The following is a 17276-nucleotide window of genomic DNA, read 5'->3' on the forward strand; positions in this document are numbered from 1 at the left end:
TAATAATATATAAAAACATGCTTATAAATATACATGAAAAAATTGAAATATATTGCTATAAATTATTAAAATGTATATTTTTATATAATTAAACGTTTCTATTATGTATAACACTTGCTGAGAATATAATTAAAATATATAATATAAAGGTATCGAAAAATAAAGAATAATATTTTATATTGTAAAATATTTTAATTATATTAGTTATTAATGAAAACTTGTGAGAGATTTGAAAAAAGGAGTTATAAAAATAATGCAAAATTTACCTAACTCAATAGTTGAAAAATATGATGAAATTCTTGAAAAGATAAAAGTCTTTTCAAATAAATATCTTAACGAACAGTACGAGAAAATTTGTATAAAAACGCTACATAATTTAGGAATGAATCATGAAGAGTTACTAAAAAAAGGTAAAAGCTCTTCGTGGGCTGCAGGAGTTGTTCATGCAATTGGAACAGTAAATAATTTGTTTGATGCTAAGGAAGAACCATATATAAAAGCTCTTGATTTATATAAGGCGTTTGGAGTAAGCAATAGTACTGGTTCTACAAAATCAAAAGAAATAAGAAATTTATTAAATATATCAAAAGATAATAGAGAATGGATACTAAAATCTAAAGATAATACATCTAACTTAAACGAAGAAAAGGAAGAATGTAAAAAAGAAAATAATATTTCTTTAGAAGAAAATAATAGAATTACTGATGAATTTATAAAAGCTCAAAAAATAATGAGAAAAGCATGGATGGAAAAGAATTTTAATAAAAAAGTAAAATTTGCTAAAGAAGCTTTAGGAATTTGTGAATATTGTTCAGATGCATATATAATTTTATCTAAAGATATAAGTTTAACAAATGATGAAAAGAAATCATTATTAGAAAAAGCTGTTGATTCAGGAAAGTATATACTAGGAGTTGATGATCTAAAAACTGCATCTAAAGAATGCTTTAATAGAAGTGAGGCTCAACCATTTTTTGGTGCTAAATATACTTTAGCCATTCAATTGTGGAAAATGAATGAAAGAGATGCTGCTATAGATAATGCTTTTGAAATATTAGAACTAAATGAAAAAGATAATTTAATGATAAGAGGACTACTATCTAGTTGGCTATTAATGGAAAAAAGATATAATGATGCAGAAAAGTTATTTAAAAAATATGATAATGATTATTTAGCAGCTGTGTCTTATAATAAAGTTTTATTACTTTATAAAACAGGAAAAATAAAAGAAGCAGAAGATGCTATAAGAAAAGCATATAAGAAAAATCCATTTGTAATTCCATATATATTAAAGCAAAAGAAGATTGCTAAAGTGTTACCTAGAATTTCAAGATTTGGTAGTGATGCAGAAGCTATGCATTATGTAAAATATAGTTTAGAAGTATGGAATGAATCAAAGGAGATTATTAAATGGGTAAAGGAAATGAATATAAATTTTAAAATTCAATCATTACATTAGTAAGAAAGTTGAATATTATCCTTTACATAATTTAAAAGGTATGTTAATATGAGAATATCAATTGAATATTAATCTTCAGGGCAGGGTGAAATTCCCTACCGGCGGTAAAGCCCGCGAGCTATGCAAATGGCAGATTCGGTTAGATTCCGAAGCCGACAGTAAAGTCTGGATGAAAGAAGATGTTAAATATTAATCTAATAGTTATTATATTTTAATTCATGTTATTTAGCGTTATTTATACCCTGAACTTATGTTTTAGTTCAGGGTTTTTAAATTATTAAGGTAAAATTTGATTTAATATTATATTTTACCTTAATATTAAAGACCATAAATCTTTATGTTAATGAATTAAAATGCTAATAAATTATAAATAAGATAAATTTCAATCCCTGAAGTTATAATACTTCAGGGATTTTTTATTCTTTAGGAAATTATATTACTAAAATTTTCTGGATAACTTATAGAACATTGTATTTTAAAGGTTTTATGAGGACACCCTAAAGAATGAAGAATCATATGTCTTGTACTATGTTTGGAAATGGTACATGGCTAAAAAAATCGATATTACAAAGTCGCTTAGCGATTTTTTAAGAAGGTGAATTTGTTGAAGGAAGAATACATGGATTTAGCACTAGAATTAGCTAAAAAAGGAATAGGAAAAGTTAATCCCAATCCTTTAGTTGGTGCAGTAATAGTAAAAGATAATGAGATAATTGGAACAGGTTACCATGAGCAATATGGAGGAAAACATGCAGAAGTGAATGCTATTAAGAATGCGACTAAAGCAGTAGAAGGAAGTACAATATATGTTACTTTAGAACCTTGTTCACATTATGGTAAGACACCTCCATGTGTAAATTTAATAATAGAGAAAAAAATAAAAAAAGTAGTAATAGGAATGTTAGATCCTAATCCATTAGTATCTGGAAAGAGTATAAAAAAATTAAAAGAAAACAATATTGAAGTTGTAGTTGGTGTGAAAGAAAAAGAATGTAAGAAATTAAATGAAGTGTTTATTAAATATATAACATCTAATTTACCATTTGTAGTTTTAAAAAGTGCTATATCATTAGATGGAAAAATAGCTACAACAAGTGGTGAATCTAAATGGATTACATCTAAAGAAGCTAGAAGAGATGGTCATTTATTAAGAAATAAATTATCGGCTATTATGGTAGGTATTAACACAATAATAAAGGATAATCCAGAACTTACATGTAGGATAGAAAATGGAAGAAACCCAATAAGAATTATTGTAGACAGTACATTAAAAATATCATTAGATTCTAAAGTAATAAAAAATAATGATAATCTAACCATTATAGCTACAACTAGGTATGCAAATAAATCAAAGAAAGAAAAATTATTAAATGCAAATATTAGAGTAATAGAGGTAAATGATAAAGATAAAAAAGTTGATTTAAAAGAACTTATGAGATTTTTAGGAAATTTAAAGATAGATTCAGTATTAATTGAAGGCGGAGGAACATTAAATTTTTCAGCATTAGAAGAAGATATAGTAGATAAAGTTAGATTTTATATAGCACCTAGAATATTAGGTGGAGAAACAAGCAAAAGTAGTATAGGTGGTAAAGGATTTTATAGATTAAGTGATACTGTAAAACTTAAAGATTTAACATATGAAAAATTATCAGAGGAGATAGTTATAGATGGTTATGTAAATAAATTGAAGTGAAGGTTGGGATTAAATGTTTACTGGAATAATTGAAGAAGTAGGAGTTATAGAAACGCTTACATTAGGTAATGGTTTTGGAATAATAGAAATAAAAGCAAATAAAGTGTTAGAAAATACTAAAATAGGAGATAGTATAGCATCCAATGGTGTATGTTTAACAGTTTTAGAAATGACTAAATCTTCATTTAGGGCTAATGTTATGGGGGAGACTTTAAAGAAAAGTTCATTAGGAAGTTTAAAGACAGGTAATAAAATTAATCTTGAACGGGCTATGAAATTAGAAGATAGACTTGGAGGTCATATAGTAAGTGGGCATATAGATGGTATAGGAAGAATAATAGACATACAAAAAGATTCTGATGGAACATGGTTTACTATAACTGCACCTGATGAAATTTTAAAGTATATTATATATAAAGGCTCAATATCTATTGATGGCATAAGTTTAACTATTGCTTATGTGGATGATGAAAAATTTAAAGTATCGGTTATACCACATACTTTAGAAAATACAATTTTGTGTGAGAAAAAAGTTGGATCAATTATTAATTTAGAATGTGATGTAATTGGAAAATATATTGAAAAATTATTAGGTAAAGAAAATAACAAAGTAAATAGTGAAAGCAAGGTAACCATGGAGTTTTTAAGAGAAAATGGTTTTTAAATAAAATAAAATTATGTATGAGGTGAGAGAAAATGAACTTTAATACTGTTGAGGAATGTGTTAATGATTTAAGAAACGGAAAAATGATTATTATTGTTGATGATGAGGGAAGAGAAAATGAAGGAGATTTAGTTATTCCAGCAGAGAAAGCAACTCCTGAAAATATAAATTTTATGATTAAATATGCAAGAGGGTTATTATGTGCACCAGTAGAAGAAGAAATAGCATTAAAATTGGGCTTAAATCCTATGGTGAAGAAAAACACTGATAATCATGAAACAGCATTTACAGTGGCAATTGATTATATAAACACAACTACTGGAATCTCAGCTTTTGAAAGATCTGAAACTATAAAAATGTTAGTTGAAAGTGAAAGACCAGATGATTTTAGAAGACCAGGACACGTATTTCCTCTTATAGCAAAGAAAAAAGGTGTTTTAGAAAGAACTGGACATACAGAAGCATCAGTAGATTTATCAAAAATCGCAGGATTTAAAGGTGCAGCTGCCATATGTGAAATAATAAAAGATGATGGAAATATGGCAAGAAGAGATGATTTAATAAAATTTGCTAAAGAGCATGATTTAAAGATACTAACTATAGAAGAATTAATAAAATATAGATTGAAAAATGAAAGTTGTGTTACTAAAGAGGTAGAAGCAAAACTTCCAACTAGGTATGGTGATTTTAAAGTTATTGGATTTAAAGAAAACAATAGTGAAAAATGTCATTTAGCATTAATTAAAGGAGATATTTCAGGAGAAGAACCTGTTCTTGTTAGAGTTCACTCAGAATGTTTAACAGGTGATAGCTTGGGGTCAAGAAAATGTGATTGCGGAGAACAATATGATGCAGCTATGAAAATGATAGCAAAAGCAGGAAGAGGAATATTGTTATATATGAAACAAGAGGGAAGAGGGATAGGACTTTTAAATAAGTTAAAGGCTTATTCACTTCAAGATGAAGGTTTAGACACAGTTGAAGCTAATTTAGCTTTAGGGTTTGCTCCAGATTTAAGAGAATATAAAGCTAGTGCCGATATGTTAAAAAATTTAGGTATAAATAAAATTGAATTAATTACGAATAATCCAGAAAAGATAGATGGACTTAAAGAAAATGACATTGATGTAGTACAAAGAATACCTATAGAAATGCCATTAAATAAAAATGATGAATTCTATTTAAAAGTTAAGAAAGAAAAAATGAATCATTTATTAAATATATAAAAATTTATTAGAAAAATTTGTATTTAGAAAAATGTAGATTTATGGAGGAGTTAATTATGAACGTTTTTGAAGGAAAGTTAATTGCAGAAGGACTAAAGGTTGGAATAATAGTAGGTAGATTTAATGAATTTATAGGTAGTAAACTTTTAGATGGAGCATTAGATGCACTTAAAAGACATGGAGTAAATGAGGATGATATAGATGTGGCTTGGGTACCAGGTGCATTTGAAATGCCTATAGTAGCGAAAAAGATGGCTAAAAATGAAAAATATGATGCAATTATATGTTTAGGAGCTGTAATAAAAGGAGCAACATCTCATTATGATTATGTTTGTGCAGAAGTTTCAAAAGGAATTGCAAATGTATCATTAGAAAGTGGTAAACCAGTTATGTTTGGAATTCTTACAACAAATAATATTGAGCAAGCTATAGAAAGAGCTGGAACTAAGTCTGGCAATAAAGGGTATGAATGTGCTGTAGGAGCAATTGAAATGGCTAACTTAATGAAAGCACTTTAATAATTTAATAATATAAAGCCTCGTTAAGTATTACAAGTATAAAAGCTTGTTGTACTTAATGAGGCTTTTTCTTTAGAAAATTAAAAATATAGAAATTCATAATGTTACAAGAATATAAAATTATATTAGTACTGTATATTGATTTACTTGAATTATTCCTTAAAGTTAGGAACTATAAGTTCAATATTGTAACTATTAAAATAATCAATATATTTAGCTGAAGGATAATTATTTGTAATTATATAATCCAAATCTTTTACATCACAAAAAGTCATTAACGATATTATATCAAATTTGGAATCATCTGCAACTAAAAATTTTTTATGACTTTTACAAACGGCCATTTTTTTTATTTTAAACTCACTAGGTGAGGTATGAGTAACTCCATTTTCTAATGAAATTCCAGTGCAGGCCATGAAACATTTATTTATATTATATGATGATAAAAGATCACTAGAGGTTAATCCTGTAAAAGAAAAAGTAGTTCTATTAAATTTACCAGATAAACATATTATGTCTATATTTTCATGAGGAATTGCTTTTAATATAACATTAATACTATTAGTAAAAAGTGCTATATTATTTTTGGAATCTATATAATCAACAATATTTAAAGTAGTAGTACCAGAGTCTATAAATATTGAATCTCCATCTTCAATAAATTTGGCAGCTTTTTTAGCAATCTCTATTTTGGCACTATTATTTTTTATTGTTCTTTCTTCAAAAGGAAGTAATTCATTACTTTGAGAATTTACTGTAACTCCTCCATATACTTTTTTTATTACCCCTTTATTAACTAAAATATCTACATCTCTACGAATTGTATTTTTAGACATTTTAAATTCTTCACAAAGTTTGTCCAGTGATACAGTTTTATATTTATAAATATATTCTTCTAATAAATCAAGTCTTTTTAAGCGCATTTTGTGTAAACTCCTTTCTAAAAATTCTAAAAAATGGAACATGATATTATTATAAACTATTCAATTGGAAAGCAAAAGATATCACCAACATTATACCATAAATTTACTAAAAATTAAAAAAAGTAAAAATATACAAGGAAAATATTGACAATTAATATTTATATACTTATAATATAACCATAACATAACAAAAAGTTAACCATTAAATTACTGAAAGGAGAAGAAGAAATGTCAGATGAATTTATAATTCCAAAAAGGATTTTAATTGGGAAAAATTCCTTAGAAGATAGTAGAAAATATTTAAAATCATTTGGAAAAAAAGTTTTAATAGTTACAGATAAAATTATGGTTGAATTAGGTAATGTACAAGTTGTGCTTGATACTTTAGATAAAGAAAACATTGATTATTTTATATATGATGATATAAATGGTGAACCTACAGATGTGATGATAGAAAAAGGTGTAGATTTATATAAAAAAGAAACTTGCAATTTTTTATTAGCTGTTGGAGGTGGAAGTGCAATAGACTCAGCTAAAGCAATAGGAATGATGGTAAATAATGAAGGCAATATTTCTGATTACATGGGAAAACAAGTTGAAAATAAATTGCCTGATATAGTAGCAATACCAACAACTGCTGGAACAGGATCAGAAGCAACAAAGTTTACTATAATTTCTGATACTAAAACTGATGTAAAAATGCTAATAAAGGGAAGTTCGCTAATGCCAACATTAGCAATTATAGATCCTCGTTTTACAATGACAGCACCACCTAAGATAACAGCTGCAACAGGATTAGATGCTTTAACACATGCCATAGAAGCTTATACATCTAAAAAATCTCAACCACTTTCAGATATATTTGCATTGTCAGCAATAAAAAGAATATTTAGATATTTACCAATATCATTTAATGATGGAAAAAATGAAAAAGCTAGAACTGAAATGGCAATTGCAGCTTTGGAAGCAGGAATTGCTTTTAATAATTCATCAGTAACAATAGTACATGGAATGAGTAGGCCTATAGGAGCACTATTCCATATACCACACGGAATATCAAATGCAATGCTATTGAAGGAATGTTTTAACTTTGTATTAGATGGTGCTTATAAGAGATTTGCAGATCTTGCAAGAAATATAAAAATATCAGATGAAAATGAAGAAGATGAGATAGCATCAAGAAAATTTGTTGAAGAAGTAGACAAACTTTGTAAAACAGTATTGATACCTACTTTAAAAGAGTATGGAATAGATAAAGAAAAGTTCTTTAACAATTTAGATAAAATGGCAAAGGATGCTTTAGAAAGTGGTAGTCCAAGCAATACTATAAAAACAGTCACTCATGATGATATTGTTGAAGTTTATAAATCACTTTGGAGGTGATTAAAATGCCATTAGTAAATATGAAGGAACTATTATTGAAAGCTGACAATGAAAATTATGCAGTTGGAAGTTTTAGTATAGCTAATATGGAAATGATAATTGGTGCCATAAAAGCTGCTGAAGAACTTAAATCACCAATAATATTACAAATAGCAGAAGTTAGATTAAAACATTCTCCTTTAGATATAGTAGGCTCAACAATGGTAAAAGCAGCAGAAAAAGCTAAGGTACCTGTAGCTGTACATTTTGATCACGGACTAACAGTAGATAATATAAAAAAAGCATTAAGTTTAGGTTTTACTTCAGTAATGATAGATGGATCCTCTTTAGAGCTTTCAGAAAATATAAAGATAACTTCTTTAGTAGAAAAATTGGCGAGATATTATGGGGCCGCTGTAGAAGGTGAAATTGGTCATGTTGGCGGTAGTGAAGATGGAAGCGAAGATGTAGAGATAGAGGTTACTAATATAGAAGATGCTAAAAAATTTATAAGTGATACAAATATAGATGCACTTGCAGTAGCTATAGGAAATTCTCATGGAGTTTATAAAGGAAAGCCTAGATTAAGATTTGATGTTTTAACAAAACTAAATGACAACTTAAATATACCATTAGTATTACATGGTGGTTCAGGAATATCAGAAAGTGATTTTAGAAAATGTGCAACTATGGGAATAAGAAAAATAAATATAGCAACTGCAACATTTAATAATGTAAAGGATTCAGTAAGAAATTTAAATAAAGAATTAGAGGATTACGATTATTTTACTTTGCATAATACAGAAATACAAGGAGCTTATGAAAATGTAAAAAAGCATATAAAAATTTTTGGTAGTGAAAATAAGGCTTAATAAATGAATTTTTATTTGAAAGTATTAGAATGTTTTCATAAAATGTTATGTTCATATTCATAGAAGGAGGTTTGGAAAATGGGATATATTAAATTTCAAAAAGATAGAAAATTTGAGATAGTACCTATTGGAAGAGTAGCAATTGATTTTAATCCAATAGATATAAATAGACCACTTTCACAAAGTAAGACTTTTAAAAAGTATTTAGGGGGATCACCAGCTAACATAGCTGTTGGACTTTCAAGACTTGGTAAAAAAATTGGATTTATAGGTAAGGTTTCAAAGGATCAATTTGGAAAGTTTGTAGTTGATTATTTTAACAATGAGGGAATAGATACTTCACAAATAAAGTATGCAGAAAATGGAGAGTCTTTAGGATTAACTTTTACAGAAATAGCAAGTCCAACAGAAAGTAGTATATTGATGTATAGAAATGGAATAGCTGATTTAGAGTTAAATGTTAATGAGATAGATGAAGAATATATAAAAAATACAAAGGCAATAGTAATATCAGGTACAGCACTTGCTAAAAGTCCATCTAGAGAAGCTGCTCTTAAGGCATTAGAGTTTGCTAAAAAGAATGATACAGTTGTAATTTTTGATGTAGATTATAGAGAATACAACTGGAAAAATAAAGATGAAATAGCTATTTATTATTCAATAGTTGGAAAACAAAGTGATATTATTATGGGTTCACGAGAAGAATTTGATTTAATGGAAAATTTAATTGTCAATGAAAAAAGTACAGATGAAGAAAGTGCTAAAAGATGGTTAGGTTTTGGAAATAAAATAGTTGTTATAAAACATGGAAAAGAAGGTTCAACGGCTTATACTAATGATGGAAAGTCATATAAGATAAAGCCATTTCCAGTAAAACTACTTAAATCATTTGGAGGTGGAGATGCATATGCTTCAGCATTTATATATGGAATATTAGAAGAATGGGATATTATAGATGCTTTAGAATTTGGAAGTGCTTCAGCTGCTATGTTGGTAGCAAGTCATAGCTGTTCAGAAGATATGCCAACTGCAAAACAAATAAATGAATTTATAAAAGAAAAGAAAGAAAAATACGGAGAAATGATAGCAAGAGGTTAAAGGAGGGGTTATTAATGGTTCACGAATATGATTTGCAATATGGTAAAAATATATTATGTGAAATTGATGGCAAAAATAAAGAAATGCTAATGGATATTGTAGTTGAAAAATTAAAAAAAGGTGAAATAAAAGAATATTTAAATTCTGATAAAGAGATAGCATTACTTCTTTTAACAGGAAAGATTAAAATATCTTGGAATAAAGATTCTGAAATAATAGAAAGAAAATCTGTTTTTGATGAAGATCCATGGTGTTTACATGTTTCAAGAAATACAAAAATAATAGTTGAATGTTTGGAAGAAAGTGAATTTATAATACAAAGTACAGATAATAAAAATGATTTTGAAGCTAAATTATATTCACCTAAAAATTGTAGGAGTGATATTTTTGGTGAAGGAACTTGGAATGGAACGGCAAGAAGAATTGTAAGAACAGTATTTGATTACAATAATGCACCTTATTCTAATATGGTAATTGGAGAAGTTATAACATTCCCAGGAAAGTGGTCAAGTTATCCACCACATTATCATCCTCAACCAGAAGTGTATTTTTATAAATTTAACAAAGAACAAGGATTTGGATTCTGTTTAAATGGTAATGATGCTTATAGAATTTCAAATAATAGTTTTTCTACAATAATAGGTGGAGATGTACATCCACAAACATCAGCACCTGGATATGCAATGTACTATTGCTGGATGATTAGGCATCTTGAAAATAATCCTTGGACAGATAGGATAGATGTAGAAGAGCATAAATGGCTTTGGGATAAAGATGTTAAGATATGGCCTGATAAATAAAAAAAGAAGGTGAATTTATGAGTAGTATAAAGATGACAACAGCGCAAGCACTAGTTAAATTTTTAGACAATCAATATGTAGCATTTGATGGAAAAGAAGAAAAGTTTATTGAAGGAATATTCACTATATTTGGTCACGGAATGGTTGTGGGCTTAGGACAAGCTTTAGATGAGAATCCAAGAGATTTAAAAGTTTATCAGGGAAGAAATGAACAAGGAATGGCACATGCAGCAACAGCATTTGCTAAACAAAATAATAGAAGAAAGATTATAGCTTGTTCTTCCTCAATAGGACCAGGAGCTGCTAATATGGTAACAGCAGCAGCCACTGCTACAGTAAACAATATACCATTACTTTTACTTCCAGGAGATTCATTTGCAACTAGACAGCCAGATCCAGTACTTCAACAAATTGAGCAATCTTATAATATTGGAATTACTACAAATGATGTATTTAAGCCCGTATGTAAGTATTGGGATAGAATAAACAGACCAGAGCAATTGATGTCTTCAATGATTAATGCAATGAGAGTATTAACAGATCCTGCTGAAACAGGAGCAGTATGTGTAGCCCTTCCACAAGATGTTCAAGGAGAAAGCTTTGAATTTCCAGAATATTTCTTTAAAAAACGTGTTCATAAAATTACTAGGCCATTAGCTGTAGAAGAGGAATTTAATGAATGTTTAAATATAATCAAAAATAAAAAGAAGCCTATAATAATTTGTGGTGGTGGAATAAGGTATTCAGAAGCTGGAGAAGCATTATCTAAATTTGCTAATAGATTTAATATACCTATAGGGGAAACACAAGCAGGAAAAAGTTCAATAAAATCAAGTGATCCTATGAACTTAGGTGGAATAGGTGTCACAGGAAATTTAGCTGCAAATATAATTGCTAAAGAAGCAGATTTAGTAATTGGTATTGGTACAAGATTTTCAGATTTTACAACTTCATCAAAATCATTATTTAAAAATTCAGATGTAGAATTTGTAACAATTAACTTATCAAAATTTCATGCAAGTAAGTTAGATTCATGTAAGATGGTTGGAGATGCTAAAGAATGTTTAGAACATCTTTATAAATTACTTGACAAAGAAAATTATATTTCTTCATATAAGAATGAGATAAAAGATGCAAAAACGGCATGGAAAGAAGAGATGAAGAGATTAATTAATATAAAATATAAAGAAAATTTTGAACCATTAATAAAAGCTAGAAATAAAGAAAGCTTAGAAGAATTTAAAAAGTTAATGGATACAACAATAACTCAAACTTCAGCATTAGGTGCAATTAGAGAAAATATTGATGAAGATGCAATTATTGTTGGAGCAGCAGGAAGTTTACCAGGAGATTTGCAAAGAATGTGGGAAACAGATACTTTAAATTCTTATCATATGGAATATGGATACTCATGTATGGGGTATGAAATAGCAGCGGGATTTGGGACAAAATTAGCAGAACCTGAAAAAGAAGTCTATTCAATTTTAGGTGATGGAAGTTATTTAATGTTACATTCAGAACTTTTAACTTCAATTCAAGAAAATAAAAAAGTAAATGTATTATTATTTGATAATTGTGGATTTGGTTGTATAAATAATTTACAAATCTCTAATGGTATAGGAAATTTAGCTACTGAATTTAGATATAGAAATAATGAAACAAATGAATTGAATGGTAGATTGATACCAATAGATTTTGCAAAATCAGCTGAAGGATATGGATTAAAAACTTATACAGCTAAAAATTTAGAAGAATTAAAGAGAGCATTAATAGATGCTAAAAAACAAAAAGTATCTACTTTAATTGATATAAAAGTATTACCTAAAACTATGACTGATGGATATGAATCATGGTGGCATGTAGGATTAGCTGAAGTATCAGAAAAGAAATCTGTTAACGAAGCTTTTGAAAGTAGTGAAAAAATATTAAAAGGTGCAAGAAAATATTAAGAGGGAGATGTTTTATATGTTAAAAGTTGGAATTATTGGAGCTGGAAGAATAGGTAAAGTGCATGGAGAAAGTATTTCTAAGTATGTAAAAAATGCAGAAGTAAAGGCGATAGCAGATGTATTCTTAAACGATGATACTAAAAAATGGGCTAAGGAAATGGGAATAGCTAATGTTTATAATGATTACAAGAAAATTCTTGATGATTCAGAAATAGATGCAGTGCTTATATGCTCATCAACAGATACTCACTCATCAATTTCTATAGAAGCTATAAGAGCAGGAAAGCATGTATTTTGTGAAAAACCAATTGACCATGATTTAAGCAGAATTAAAGAAGTTATTGATGAACTTAATAAATCAAATGTTAAATACCAAGTAGGATTTAATAGGAGATATGACCATAATTTTAAAGCTGTTAGACAAGCTGTTGTAGAAGGTAAGATTGGAGAACCACACATTCTTAAAATAACTTCAAGAGATCCAGAACCACCATCAATAGATTATGTTAAAGTTTCAGGAGGTCTTTTTCTTGATATGGCTATCCATGATTTTGATATGGCTAGATATCTTTTAGGAAATGATGTTGAGGAAGTTTATGCAGCTGGAAATGTATTAGTAGATAAAGCTATTGGAGAAGCAGGGGATATAGATACTGCTATAGTAACATTAAAAATGGAAAATGGAACAATGGCTGTAATTGATAATTCAAGACAATCAGCTTATGGATATGATCAAAGGGCAGAAGTGTTTGGATCACTTGGACAAGTAGCTGTGACTAACGATAGTACTTCAAGTGCAGTTGTATCAACAAAAGATGGAGTAAATGGAGAAAAACCACTATTCTTTTTCTTAGAAAGATATATGCAAGCTTATGCAGAGGAAATAACAGAATTTATTAATGCAATTGTAAATGACACAGAAGTTGCAGTAAATGCTGATGATGGATTAAAGGCTGTACTAATAGGTAAAGCAGCAACAAAATCTTTAAAAGAAAATAGAACTGTTAAGATATCAGAAATTCAATATTAGTATAAAAGAAAACAAAATGATGTAATTAAAAAAATGTAGATTATTTAGGAAAGAATAGCTTAATATTTCTTAAAATTTTAGGGGGAATTGATATGTTTAATAACGATAAAGTAAAAGTAGGAATATGTCCAATAGGTTGGACTAATGATGATATGCCTGATTTAGGTAAGGAGAATACATTTGAGCAAGCTGTTAGTGAAATGGCTCTTTCAGGATTTAAGGGAACCGAGGTTGGAAATAAATATCCTAAAGATGTAAAGGTTTTAAAGAAAGCGTTAGAAATGAGAAAACTTCAAATTGCAAGTGCTTGGTTTAGTTCATTTTTAACTACTAAACCTTATGAAGAAACTAAAAAAGAATTTATAGATCATAGAGACTTTTTACATGCTATGGGCTCAAAGGTTATAGTAGTGTCAGAACAAGGACATAGTATTCAAGGTCAAATGGATACTCCAATATTTGATGGAAAGTATCACTTTAATGAAGAAGAATGGAAACTTCTAGCTGATGGACTTAATAAACTTGGAAAATTAGCAGCAGATAAAGATATGAAAGTAGTTTATCATCATCATATGGGTACAGGTGTGCAAACAACAGAGGAAATTGATAAATTAATGAGTATTACTGATGAAAATTTAGTATATTTATTATTTGATACAGGGCATTTAGTATATTCAGGTGAAGATCCAATTGAAATACTTAAAAAGTATGTTCATAGAATAAAACATGTTCATTTAAAAGATATAAGAACTGAAATTGTCAGTAAAGTTAAGAATGAAAAGTTAAGTTTCTTAAAAGGTGTAAGAGCTGGTGCATTCACTGTTCCTGGAGATGGAGCAATAGATTTTGAACCAATATTTAAGATATTAGCAAAAAATGATTATGAAGGATGGTTAATGATAGAAGCTGAGCAAGACCCATCTATTGCAAATCCTCTTGAATATGCAATTAAAGGAAGAAATTATATAAAAGAAAAAGCTAGTATTTAAGCATTTACTTTATCGTTTTATCTTTAGGATTTCATGTTATATTTTATAATAGTAAGTATTTTATAAATAAATATAATGTGAAGTCCTTTTATTTTTAAATAGAAGGAGGAATGTAAATGTTTATACTAATTACCTTTATATTTTTTATAATTTTAGTAGGAGTAATTTCATTTCACAAGACTAAAGGTTCTAATACTCAATCAGCAGAGGGTTATTTTTTAGCTGGTAGAGGGTTATCAGGAATAGTAATAGCTAGTTCTATTATGCTTACCAATCTGTCAACAGAACAAATAATAGGGTTAAATGGACAAAGTTATATGACTAATATGGGACCAATGGCATGGGAAGCTACAGCATGCTTAGCATTAGGGATTTTAGCTTTAATTTTTTTACCTAAATATTTTAAAAGTGGTATTACAACAATTCCAGACTTCTTAGAAGAAAGATATGATTCCACAACTAAAAGAATAGTATCATTATTGCTTCTCTTAGGATATATAGTGACATATATTCCTACAGTATTGTATTCAGGAGCTATAGTCATAAATAAAATATTTGGAATATCAAATATTTTAGGAATAACAACCTTTCAAGCAATAGCATTAACTGGTTTCATTATATCAGTAATAGGGTGTGTGTATGCAGTATATGGTGGCTTAAGATTATGTGCTGTATCAGATACTATTAATGGATTAGGTCTATTAATTGGTGGACTCATGGTTCCTATACTTGGAATAATTTCAATTGGACACGGAAACTTTATAGATGGATTTAATGTATTGCTTACAAATCCTCAAAAATTAAATGCAATAAATCCAGCAAATTCACTTTCACCATTAGTTCCTTGGCCAGTATTAATGACTGGGCTATTATTCAATAATTTATTTTATTTTTGTACAAATCAATCAATAGTTCAAAGAGCTTTGGGAGCTAAAAATTTAGCAGAAGCACAAAAAGGTGCTATATATGCAGGATTTTTAAAATTGATAGGGCCTTTCTTTTTAGTGATGCCAGGTGTAATTGCATTTGCTAAGTATGGAACAAGACTAGAAAATGCAGACATGGCATATCCTACATTATTAATAGATGTATTACCAAAACCATTATTAGGATTTTTTGCAGCAGTTTTATTTGGAGCTATTATGAGTTCATTTAATGGAGCATTAAATAGTTCAGCTACATTGTTTACTTTGGATCTTTATAAGCCACTTTTAAAACCGAGAGCTGATGATAAGGAACTGGTTTATATTGGAAGGAAATTCAATATGATAATTGCCATAATAGCTACATGTGTTGCACCGTTTATATTATATGCTCCTACTGGATTATATGGGTTTTTACAAGAGTGTTTTGGATTTTACAATGTACCTATTTTAGCAGCAGTAGTTGTAGGATTTTATTCTAAGAGAGTGCCAAAGATTGCTCCTAAAATTGCATTTTTTGTTCATATAGTTTTATATACATTATCTAAATTTTTAATAAAAGATGTTCATTTTCTTTATGTATTAGGGGGGTTATTTCCAATATGTGTAATCGTTATGATTATAATTGGAAAAATAAGACCTAGAGAAACTGAATTTATACAAGAAAATAAAGCATTAGTTGATTTAGTACCTTGGAAATATGCAAAATTAGCAACTGGCATTATGATTGGAACTATGTGCTTAATATATTTAATTTTTTCACCACTTGGAATAGGTCAATGGTAATTTAAAATTAAAAATAAAGAGATATGATTTTATAATTTTCGTTAATTCATATCTCTTTATTTAATTTATATAAAGATTATAATTAAAAGATATTTTTAGGCATATGAAAATAAATAAAAAGTTAAATATGTATGGATATTTTGTAAAATACAATAACTTGGGTTCTGCTAATAGTTATGCTATTAGTAGGTTCTAAGGAATAAGTAGTTTACAAAATAAACTAGCGTACTAACTAGTTATTTATTTGAATGTACCTTAATAGAAAGAGAATAAGTAGTATTTAAAATGTTTTTATAAAACTTTTTAATAAATTTAAGTTAGCATTATAAATCATCAGCATCTTGAATTTCACCATATCTTACAGTTCCTTCTGAATTAAAGCTGTCCTTGGAATCATATTTAATAAAAGAACCATCATTAGGTTCCTTAGATTTTTGAGCACATTTACTGCAAGATTGTGCTTGGGTATGTAATAAATCAATCAATCGTTTTATATTATCCATATAAATAATCCTCCTTTTAATTGATTATTTATAGTATTCCCTAAAGATTAAATATAATATTAAGAAATATAATGAATAAATAAAATAAATAGCCAAACTAACTGTTATTTTTTGAAAAGATATATTATTTAACATTTGAGTTTATACTAAAAATTAGGGATGATTTAGACAAACATAGTAATATTTATAAAAGATAATCATAAAATTATATAGGTAGAAATTTAATTAGAGGAGAATATTATGAATTTAGAATATTATGATAAAAAATTATTGGAAAACAAAAAAATAATATTAGAAAAAATAGAACAAGGAAAAAGCTCAGGAATAAATAAAGTATCAGCAGTTTTTGCTATAAATGAAAAAGATGATATGAAAAATAAGATGGTTAAAGAAATAGCTACTTGGTTAATGGAAGATGGATATAAAGTATCTATGAAGAAAGATGAATTGAAAATTCTAGTAATTGAATGGGATTAGC

16 protein-coding genes and 1 riboswitch are annotated in these 17276 nt (G+C 28.0%); of the genes, 14 read left to right on the top strand and 2 right to left on the bottom strand.

Annotated features, from left to right (window positions below):
• The first annotated feature begins 253 nt into the window (after positions 1-253).
• From BGI42_RS05970 to ribH, 5 genes are all read left to right on the top strand, one after another.
• Positions 254-1459: a DUF6398 domain-containing protein gene (locus BGI42_RS05970; RefSeq protein WP_105165899.1), complete on the top strand. Its 1206-nt coding sequence runs from the start codon at positions 254-256 to the stop codon at positions 1457-1459.
• 67 nt (positions 1460-1526) lie between these two features.
• Positions 1527-1644, top strand: a riboswitch (FMN riboswitch).
• 419 nt (positions 1645-2063) lie between these two features.
• Positions 2064-3155: a bifunctional diaminohydroxyphosphoribosylaminopyrimidine deaminase/5-amino-6-(5-phosphoribosylamino)uracil reductase RibD gene (ribD, locus tag BGI42_RS05975; protein WP_105165900.1), complete on the top strand. Its 1092-nt coding sequence runs from the start codon at positions 2064-2066 to the stop codon at positions 3153-3155.
• A 13-nt stretch (positions 3156-3168) separates the two neighbouring features.
• On the top strand, positions 3169-3819 hold the full coding sequence (locus tag BGI42_RS05980; protein WP_069679453.1) for a riboflavin synthase: 651 nt from the start codon (positions 3169-3171) through the stop codon (positions 3817-3819).
• A 32-nt stretch (positions 3820-3851) separates the two neighbouring features.
• Positions 3852-5045 (top strand): bifunctional 3,4-dihydroxy-2-butanone-4-phosphate synthase/GTP cyclohydrolase II, encoded by a 1194-nt coding sequence (locus BGI42_RS05985; RefSeq protein ID WP_069679454.1) that lies wholly within the window; start codon positions 3852-3854, stop codon positions 5043-5045.
• A 56-nt stretch (positions 5046-5101) separates the two neighbouring features.
• Complete coding sequence (ribH, locus tag BGI42_RS05990; protein ID WP_069679455.1) at positions 5102-5563, top strand: 6,7-dimethyl-8-ribityllumazine synthase; 462 nt, start codon at positions 5102-5104, stop codon at positions 5561-5563.
• A gap of 152 nt (positions 5564-5715) precedes the next feature.
• On the opposite strand, the gene BGI42_RS05995 is transcribed toward ribH, so the two are convergent.
• Positions 5716-6486: a DeoR/GlpR family DNA-binding transcription regulator gene (locus tag BGI42_RS05995; protein WP_069679456.1), complete on the bottom strand. Its 771-nt coding sequence runs from the start codon at positions 6484-6486 to the stop codon at positions 5716-5718.
• A 228-nt stretch (positions 6487-6714) separates the two neighbouring features.
• On the opposite strand from BGI42_RS05995, the gene BGI42_RS06000 reads away from it, so the two are divergent.
• The 8 genes from BGI42_RS06000 (at position 6715) to BGI42_RS06035 (ending at position 16295) form a co-directional block, all read left to right on the top strand.
• Positions 6715-7869 carry an iron-containing alcohol dehydrogenase gene (locus tag BGI42_RS06000; protein WP_069679457.1) on the top strand — a complete coding sequence of 385 codons (1155 nt, stop codon included), beginning with the start codon at positions 6715-6717 and terminating at the stop codon, positions 7867-7869.
• A 5-nt stretch (positions 7870-7874) separates the two neighbouring features.
• Positions 7875-8720 (top strand): class II fructose-bisphosphate aldolase, encoded by an 846-nt coding sequence (locus BGI42_RS06005; RefSeq protein WP_069679458.1) that lies wholly within the window; start codon positions 7875-7877, stop codon positions 8718-8720.
• 78 nt (positions 8721-8798) lie between these two features.
• On the top strand, positions 8799-9818 hold the full coding sequence (gene iolC / locus BGI42_RS06010; protein WP_069679459.1) for a 5-dehydro-2-deoxygluconokinase: 1020 nt from the start codon (positions 8799-8801) through the stop codon (positions 9816-9818).
• A 14-nt stretch (positions 9819-9832) separates the two neighbouring features.
• Positions 9833-10618 (top strand): 5-deoxy-glucuronate isomerase, encoded by a 786-nt coding sequence (locus tag BGI42_RS06015; protein WP_069679460.1) that lies wholly within the window; start codon positions 9833-9835, stop codon positions 10616-10618.
• Positions 10619-10635: 17 nt separating this feature from the next.
• Positions 10636-12567, top strand: coding sequence for a 3D-(3,5/4)-trihydroxycyclohexane-1,2-dione acylhydrolase (decyclizing) (iolD, locus tag BGI42_RS06020; RefSeq protein ID WP_069679461.1), 1932 nt, complete (start codon positions 10636-10638; stop codon positions 12565-12567).
• A gap of 16 nt (positions 12568-12583) precedes the next feature.
• The gene (iolG, locus tag BGI42_RS06025; protein ID WP_069679462.1) at positions 12584-13597 is read left to right on the top strand and encodes an inositol 2-dehydrogenase; all 1014 of its coding nucleotides are present in this window, start codon (positions 12584-12586) and stop codon (positions 13595-13597) included.
• A gap of 92 nt (positions 13598-13689) precedes the next feature.
• Positions 13690-14586 (top strand): myo-inosose-2 dehydratase, encoded by an 897-nt coding sequence (iolE, locus tag BGI42_RS06030; protein ID WP_069679463.1) that lies wholly within the window; start codon positions 13690-13692, stop codon positions 14584-14586.
• A 116-nt stretch (positions 14587-14702) separates the two neighbouring features.
• A complete protein-coding gene (locus tag BGI42_RS06035; protein WP_069679464.1) occupies positions 14703-16295 on the top strand; it encodes a solute:sodium symporter family transporter in 1593 nt (530 codons plus the stop codon).
• A gap of 323 nt (positions 16296-16618) precedes the next feature.
• Here BGI42_RS06035 and BGI42_RS06040 read toward each other — a convergent pair whose 3' ends face one another.
• Entirely contained in the window at positions 16619-16780 is a 162-nt protein-coding gene (locus BGI42_RS06040) for a hypothetical protein (RefSeq protein ID WP_242984749.1), read from the bottom strand.
• 258 nt (positions 16781-17038) lie between these two features.
• Between BGI42_RS06040 and BGI42_RS06045 the strand changes: the two genes are divergently transcribed.
• Positions 17039-17275 carry a hypothetical protein gene (locus BGI42_RS06045; protein ID WP_069679466.1) on the top strand — a complete coding sequence of 79 codons (237 nt, stop codon included), beginning with the start codon at positions 17039-17041 and terminating at the stop codon, positions 17273-17275.
• The last annotated feature ends 1 nt before the right edge of the window (position 17276 follow it).

The sequence above is a fragment of the Clostridium taeniosporum genome (assembly GCF_001735765.2).
GTDB lineage: Bacteria > Bacillota > Clostridia > Clostridiales > Clostridiaceae > Clostridium > Clostridium taeniosporum.